The organism is Alkalibacterium indicireducens, from assembly GCF_039522005.1.
GTDB lineage: Bacteria > Bacillota > Bacilli > Lactobacillales > Carnobacteriaceae_A > Alkalibacterium > Alkalibacterium indicireducens.
Window position 1 is genome coordinate 31620 of record NZ_BAAADA010000196.1, and the last position, 7311, is coordinate 38930.

Genomic DNA, 7311 nt, shown 5'->3' on the forward strand with positions numbered 1-7311 from the left:
GACAAAGGAGAATCGACTATGGAAAAGCAACGCACAGATGAGATGACTTTGGAAACTTTATGGGAAGGGTTCAAAGGAAAGAAATGGAAAGATGCCATTGACGTCCGTAACTTCATTCAAAGTAACTACACACCGTACGATGGTGATGAGTCATTCCTTGAAGGCCCAACTAAACAGACGGAAGAGTTGTGGGAACAAGTGATGGATCTTAACAAAAAAGAACGTGAAGCAGGCGGAGTTCTTGATATGGATACTTCTGTTGTTTCAACAATTACTTCTCATGGACCGGCTTACCTGACTAAAGATAAAGAAAAAGTTGTCGGGTTCCAGACAGACAAACCATTCAAACGTTCACTTCAGCCGTTTGGCGGCATCCGAATGATGGAACAGGCTGCAGAATCATATGGTTTTGAAGTAGATCCTTATCTCTCTCATATCTTCAGAGACTGGAGAAAGACGCATAATGAAGGAGTGTTCAATGCATATACGCCTGAAATGCTAGACGCGAGACGCACAGGTGTCATTACCGGTCTGCCTGATGCCTATGGCCGTGGAAGAATCATCGGTGATTACCGTCGTGTGGCGCTGTATGGAGTCGACCGTTTACTAAAAGAGAAAGAAGCGGATAAAGCCCAGTCAGATACTGCTATGATGAGCGAAGATATTATCCGTAAACGTGAAGAATTGAGCGATCAGATTAAGGCTCTTCACGAATTGAAAGAACTGGGTAACATTTACGGATTTGATATCTCACGCCCTGCCAAGACTGCTGTAGAAGCGTTCCAATGGCTGTATCTTGGTTATCTGGCCGCAATCAAGGAACAGAATGGTGCCGCAATGTCATTAGGCCGAACATCGACTTTCCTTGATATCTACATTGAAAGAGATCTTAAAGAAGGCATCATGACTGAAGTTGAAGCACAGGAACTCGTCGATCACTTTGTCATGAAACTGCGTCTTGTAAAATTCGTTCGTACGCCAGAATACAATGAACTGTTTTCAGGTGATCCAACATGGGTAACAGAAGCAATTGCCGGTGTGGGAATCGATGGACGTCACTTAGTTACTAAGAACAGCTACCGTTTTCTGAACACATTGAGCAACTTGGGGCCTGCTCCTGAACCCAACTTGACTGTTTTGTGGTCAACTAAGCTTCCGTCAGCATTCAAGAACTACTGCTCTAAAGTATCTATCATAAGTAGTGCGGTACAGTACGAAAATGATGACATTATGCGTGAAGAATGGGGCGATGACTATGGTATTGCCTGCTGTGTGTCTGCTATGCCGATCGGTAAACAGATGCAGTTCTTTGGAGCTCGTGCAAACCTGGCAAAAGCTTTACTCTATGCCATCAATGGCGGCGTAGATGAAATGAAGAAAACTCAGGTTGGGCCTAAATTCCGTCCGATAACTTCTGAAGTTCTTGATTATGATGAGGTCATGGAAAAATACGACGATATGCTTGACTGGCTTTCAGGCATGTATATCAATACTCTGAACATCATCCACTACATGCATGACAAGTACAGCTATGAAAGCATCGAAATGGCTCTTCATGATTCCGAAATCGTCCGTACTATGGCTACTGGAATTGCCGGATTCTCAGTTACAGTCGATTCTCTGTCCGCCATCAAGTATGCAACCGTGAAAACAGTAAGAGATGATAGTGGCCTAGTTGTCGACTATATCATCGAAGGCGATTATCCTAAGTACGGAAATAATGATGATCGTGTTGACCAGATCGCGGTGGATCTGCTTAAGTCATTCATGAGTAAAGTTAAGAAACACCCAACTTACAGAAATGCAGTACACACAACATCGATCCTGACCATTACTTCAAACGTCGTATACGGTAAAAAGACAGGAAATACACCAGACGGACGTAGAGCAGGCGTGCCATTTGCACCAGGCGCCAATCCGCTTCACGGAAGAGACACAAACGGTGCTCTTGCAAGTCTGAACTCTGTAGCGAAACTACCATACGATCAGTCGCTTGACGGTATTTCAAATACCTTCTCTATCGTTCCTAAAGCATTAGGAAAAGAAGAAGAGACTCAAAAACGTAATCTCTCAGCAATGCTGGATGGATACGTCAAAAAAGGTGGGCACCACCTGAACGTCAATGCGCTAAACCGTGAGACGCTTGAAAATGCTATGAAGCATCCGGAAGAGTACCCGCAGCTTACCATCCGAGTATCTGGTTATGCGGTAAACTTTATCAAACTGACGAGAGAACAGCAGCTTGATGTATTGAGCAGAACATTCCATGACAACATGTAAGACAAGTCGGTAAGGGACTTATTTATAGGGGGAACAACAAATGGCAGAAAAAACAGTAGGATATGTACACTCAATCGAGACATTCGGTTCACTGGATGGACCAGGCATTCGATTTGTGGTGTTTATGCAGGGGTGTCGTATGCGCTGTGAATTCTGCCATAACCCCGATACATGGAATATGGGAGGCGGCACGCCCTACACTCCCGAAGAAATGCTTGAAAAAGCGATTGACTATAAGGACTATTGGGGTGAAGAAGGTGGAATTACAGTAAGTGGTGGCGAACCCCTGCTGCATATCGACTTTCTGATCGAGTTTTTCAAGCTCGCTAAGGCAGAAGGGATCCATATGTCTTTAGACACCTGTGGTCAACCCTTCACCTATGATGAACCTTTCTTCAGTCGTTTTCAGGAGTTAATGAAGTATACAGACCTTGTTCTGATGGATATCAAGCATATCGACAATGAGATTCATAAAAAATATACGATGCATCCAAATACGAGCATCCTGGATATGGCAAATTACTTGTCAGAAGTAAACGTGCCTATGTGGCTGAGGCATGTCTTAGTCCCTGAACGCTCCGATTATGATGAGTATCTGCAGCGGTTAAGTGACTTTATAGACCAGCTGGACAGCGTTGAGAAGGTTGAAGTCCTTCCGTACCATAAACTGGGTGTATACAAGTACAAGGAACTCGGTATTCCATACAAGCTGGAGCATATCGATCCACCAACGGCAGAACGAGTTGAAAATGCCAATCGTATCCTTAAGACTTACAAATATCAGAAAAACTGATTTTTAAAGAACTTTGCCTGTCTAGATTTCGTTAGACGATAAAGGTAAAGTTCTTTTTGCTTTGATTGAAATTTTCACTAAATTACTATATTCTTATATTAAAGACATTTATCACAAAGGAGAATGACAGTGAGTAAACTATTGATTTTCGGACATCAAAGTCCTGATACTGATGCAATCACTTCTGCCATCAGCTTTTCATATCTTCAGAATCAGTTAGAGAAAAACACAGAGGCCGTTGCTTTAGGAGAGGTTACAGACGAAACAAAATATGCCCTTGATTTCTTCAATACAAAAGCGCCAAGAGTCATCTCTTCAGCTGCCGATGAAGCAGATGAAGTCATGCTGGTCGATCACAATGAAGCTCAGCAAAGTGTATCAGATATCGATAAAGTTGATGTCGTGGCCGTTGTTGATCATCACCGTATTGCCAACTTCCAGACGGCTAATCCTCTTTATTACAGAGCAGAGCCTGTGGGATGTACAAACACCATCATTTTGAAATTATACAAGGAAAATGGGATCGATGTACCTAAAGACATCGCCGGACTGATGCTGTCAGCTATTATTTCAGATACCCTGCTTCTCAAATCACCGACATGCACACCTGAAGATGAAGAAGCAGCTAGAGAGCTTGCTGAGCTGGCAGGTGTCGAGCTTGAAGCATACGGGAAAGATTTGCTTAAGGCTGGTACGAATACGGCCGACAAGTCTGCTGATCAGATTCTGAATTCAGATGCCAAGAACTTCCCGATGGGCGACCTGACTGTTCGTATTGGACAAGTCAATGTGGTCGACGTGGATGAAGTACTTAACCGCAAGGACGAATTGCTTGAGGAAATGGCTTCTCAAAGTAAAGCTGAAGATTACGATCTGTTCCTGCTTTTCATTACAAACGTGCTGGAAAGTGACTCAGTTGCCCTTGTTTATGGTGATCAGAAAGCTAAAGCAGCAGAAGCATTTGATAAAGAAGTAGACAACGACCTGATCCTTCTTGAAGGTGTTGTGTCAAGGAAGAAACAAGTTGTTCCTCCATTGACCAAAGCATTAAGTTAGTTAGATGAATGATAAAAGAACACCCCTGCTGGTTTTGAAACTGTCGGCAGGGGTGTTCTGTTGTATTTAAATAGAGTATGACTTTTCATTTGAACACTGGAGTCGTTTCCTAATCAGCTTGAGACCAGTGATCATCCCTGATCCGCTGACTGTGGAAAGAAAGGCGATGGCACCCAGTTTTCCACCTGATCCGTCAAATAGGGAAAAAGCAGCTATGAAGAGTATGCCTGTCAGGACACTTAAAAAGAGCATCTGACGGTAGGTCGATACTCTAACAGGGGATACCATTCCAGTAAAAGTTGCGCAGAAGGCAGCTACGACCACTGTATGGGTTGCGTCTGGGAATAACAAGGCAATGACCAGCCCTACTAAAGCGGAAGCTGTCACAGCATCCATCTCTAGGGCTTTCTGAAGAACATAGGTAGCTATGCCAGCGATTATGACAAACAGAAAAACAAGGAAGTATAAATTTCTGGAAAGTGGATCTATTGTTCTCAAAGGTGTACCTATAAGTGCAGAAGCACTGTAGGTTCCAGCAAAGGCCATGAATCCAAGTTTTCCTCCATAGCCAACAAAAATATTGGATGAGAGAATAAACAAGGCACCTGAAATGATGCTGGCAAGCAGAAGTGAAAGAGGGTTTGAAAAAATAATGCTGCACGCCATACCTATAAAAGATCCACAGTAAATTGCTGCTGCGTATTTTCTGACTGCCCATGCTCCTGCAAGCCCTACGGTACTGGATGCAAGCACACCGCCTATTCCAAATGAATGGTTTAAGAAAAAGGTCAGGTAGGTGCCTCCTGTCAGAGCCAGAAGTGTGTATGCGGAACTGCTTGCCAAGGTAGCCGCATTGGTTTTGACAGTACCTTTTAAATCAGTCCATTCCGTTCGTATCTGGAACAGTAAAGAAAAGGCTGAGAGGGCCACAATAGCGAACAGAAAGATATTCAAGTTTTGAATGGTACTGGATAACATCGACTGAAAGATAAGCAGAGCGGTCAGAATCAAAAATATAAAACTAGCCAAAGTAATCACTGTATTCGCTCCTTCTTAGTGAGTTAGTTCACATGAAAAGGTAAAAAAAGATGCGAATTAAGTAAATAATCGCTATCTCCTATATTGTGAGTGTATCACAAACAACCAATAAAATAAAACTTTTTTCACAAAATCATTTAAAATAGCAAGAAATAGCAATTTATTAAACTGTTGTCATATTATTCTTACGTTTTACTTCTTTAGTACAGTTGTTTACAAGCAGTGGAGAGGTTTGTTATCAGATAGAGAGAAATTTGGGGCGTTGGTAGATTCTGTTCTGGTTATAGTGTTCAAGCCATCGGAATTTAAGGGCTATTTTGAGAATAAAATAAGCAATGAGAGACCCCTAACTGTATCGGGTGTCCCATTGCTTTTACGAATTATACAAGGTGCTTTTTTGTCTCTTGAATAGTATTTAGTATGGAATGAACTCTTCCACAAAAGTTTCCTTGTTGAAAGCAGCCATCTGCTGTGAGAAGGATCCGGCACCGTGCTCAGTAAACCAGTCAAAGCGCAGCTGGTCGTTATACAAGACCACTTTATCTCCTACAGAGACAGACTCATCGATTTCGACAAGCAGGTGGCTCATCATCATTACTCTTATTGGATAAGACTGGTCATTGATCAGTACAGGGAAGTCTCTTCTGGACAGGATCAGTCCATTTCCATATCCTATATCGCAGACTGCCAGTCGAGTAGGCTTGTCAGCTGTGAAAGCAGCTGAATATCCCGCATTTTGTCCAGCAGGCACATCGGTAATTTCTATCACGTTAGCGGTGACTTCTACGGTCTGTCTGGCGATCGCTTCATCCAGCCCCTGATAATAAGGACGTGTCCCGTAGAGAATGACGCCTCCGCGGATATGTGTATGACCCTCGTGCAGGCCATCTCTTAAAAAGGACGCACTATTCTGCGCATGGATATAGGTCAGATTAGATAGATGGTCATTTAGATCCTTCAGCATAGCCCGCCAGTTTGCGACCTCATTAGTATGACGGTCTGTTTCGAAATCATCAGCATAAGCAAAATGAGTCCATATACCATTAACATCAAGCTGGTCATCTTCCAATACCGTCAGCATATCTTTAGAAGAAGTAAAGCCCAGTCGATTCAGATCATTTCTGAACACCAGCTGTACCGACAGTCCTTCGAGCTCATCTCTATAGGTTGAGTAAAATTCGAAGGAGGGGACGGACAAGGTGATGTCATGCTGTCTAAGTTCATCAAATGCAGTTGACGGATCGAGAAGGAGCACCAGGACATTCTGGTCGTAACTCCTGAGACGTTTGGCTTCTTTCAGGTTAGTCGTAGCAAATGCCCGGATTCCTCCATGGTAGAAGGCATCGAAGGTGTCTTTCAGTCCAAAGTTATACGCATCGTTTTTAACAATTGCGATCGTCTGGACCTGACTCTGAATGTCCCGCGCCTGTTCAGCCAGCCGTTTCTGATTTCTGATCAATCGTGCTGTCATGTCAAAGCTCCTAATGTATGAAGGATTGACTGATAGTAGTGCACACCTTTTTCTAGCATCGATTCGTCAAAATTGAACAATGCAGTATGGAGGCCATGGATGTATCCTTTTTCTTCATTTCTGACACCTAGAAAAGCGAAGTTCGTTTTGGCAATAGACGAATAAAATGAGAAGTCCTCACCAAACAGATAAGGTTCTTTCAGTAATTCTAGAGATAAGTTAGCCCGTCTGCTGCTTTCTGTCACAGTATCTATCAGCTCATCACTATTGTAGACAGAAGGATACCCTTTAGCCAAAGTCAGCTTGGATTCAGTTTTGTATAATGAATCGGTTGCACTGATGATTTCTTCCATTTTAACTTTTATGCGTTCAAGGTCTTCTGGATCGTATGTGCGAATCGTACCTTCAATATAGCCTTCTGATGCAACCGTATTAATGGCTTCTCCGGCATAGAGTTTTCCAATATGAAGAATATTCTGATGTAGCCCGTTCAGGAAGTAGTGCTGAACTTGTGAGAGTTGTGTTGCAATCTGGGTCACTGCGCCAAGCGCACTGTTACCCTTATCTTTCTGAGCCACGTGAGCAGACAGTCCTTTAACACGAATACGGTATTCAGTTGCACTAGCCATCAGAAAACCTGGTTTAGTCGCCAGGGTGCCTTCCGGAATATCCG

6 protein-coding genes are annotated in these 7311 nt (G+C 43.1%); 3 read left to right on the top strand and 3 right to left on the bottom strand.

The genetic code is table 11. The annotated features are described in order from the left end of the window. The first annotated feature begins 18 nt into the window (after window positions 1–18). The 3 genes from pflB to ABFX15_RS10950 all read left to right on the top strand — a co-directional run bounded on the left by pflB (window position 19) and on the right by ABFX15_RS10950 (window position 4129). Window positions 19–2280, top strand: coding sequence for a formate C-acetyltransferase (gene pflB / locus ABFX15_RS10940; protein WP_346025443.1), 2262 nt, complete (start codon window positions 19–21; stop codon window positions 2278–2280). A gap of 40 nt (window positions 2281–2320) precedes the next feature. Then, window positions 2321–3073, top strand: a complete 753-nt coding sequence (gene pflA / locus ABFX15_RS10945) for a pyruvate formate-lyase-activating protein (protein ID WP_346025444.1) — start codon at window positions 2321–2323, stop codon at window positions 3071–3073. A 129-nt stretch (window positions 3074–3202) separates the two neighbouring features. Continuing rightward, complete coding sequence (locus ABFX15_RS10950; protein WP_346025445.1) at window positions 3203–4129, top strand: manganese-dependent inorganic pyrophosphatase; 927 nt, start codon at window positions 3203–3205, stop codon at window positions 4127–4129. A 66-nt stretch (window positions 4130–4195) separates the two neighbouring features. Here the strand turns inward: ABFX15_RS10950 and ABFX15_RS10955 are convergent, their stop codons facing one another. From ABFX15_RS10955 to ABFX15_RS10965, 3 genes are all read right to left on the bottom strand, one after another. Next, the gene (locus ABFX15_RS10955) at window positions 4196–5167 is read right to left on the bottom strand and encodes a hypothetical protein (RefSeq protein WP_346025446.1); all 972 of its coding nucleotides are present in this window, start codon (window positions 5165–5167) and stop codon (window positions 4196–4198) included. Between the two features lie 415 nt (window positions 5168–5582). Continuing rightward, a complete protein-coding gene (locus ABFX15_RS10960) occupies window positions 5583–6638 on the bottom strand; it encodes an alanine racemase (protein ID WP_346025447.1) in 1056 nt (351 codons plus the stop codon). Then, the coding region (locus ABFX15_RS10965; RefSeq protein WP_346025448.1) for a M20/M25/M40 family metallo-hydrolase at window positions 6635–7311 on the bottom strand (677 nt) is incomplete at its 5' end. The genes ABFX15_RS10960 and ABFX15_RS10965, both read right to left, overlap by 4 nt.

Coding starts and splice junctions, on each gene's coding strand:
- pflB (WP_346025443.1), top strand. CDS start 19: ATGGAAAAGCAACGCACAGATGAGATGACTTTGGAAACTTTATGGGAA.
- pflA (WP_346025444.1), top strand. CDS start 2,321: ATGGCAGAAAAAACAGTAGGATATGTACACTCAATCGAGACATTCGGT.
- ABFX15_RS10960 (WP_346025447.1), bottom strand. CDS start 6,638: ATGACAGCACGATTGATCAGAAATCAGAAACGGCTGGCTGAACAGGCG.